Genomic DNA, 261 nt, shown 5'->3' with positions numbered 1-261 from the left:
AGGTGTTTCCTATCGGGTGATCGGTGTTTTGAAATCAGCAGGCACCTCAATGGGATTGAGCGGGGATGATGTAATCATTGCACCGATCACTGCTGCAGAACGGGCTACAGGCAGCACGACAATCGGAACGGTATATTTAAAAGCGGAGAACGAGAATATCTTAGATAGGGCGATGTACCGGGTACAAGGTACGATGACCACATCATTTCCAGGTCAGAGTGATAACTATTCGGTGTCCAATCAAGAAAATCTGATGGATAC

General features: G+C 46.7%; 1 pseudogene. It reads left to right on the top strand.

Annotated features, from left to right (window positions below):
- Positions 1 to 28: 28 nt before the first annotated feature.
- Positions 29 to 261, top strand: a pseudogene (locus SB773_RS32740) (ABC transporter permease); the annotation flags it as partial.

It is taken from the genome of Bacillus sp. SIMBA_074 (genome assembly GCF_046534555.1).
In the GTDB taxonomy this organism is placed as follows: domain Bacteria; phylum Bacillota; class Bacilli; order Bacillales; family Bacillaceae_G; genus Bacillus_A; species Bacillus_A mycoides.
This window is presented reverse-complemented; position numbering and strand designations above follow the sequence as displayed.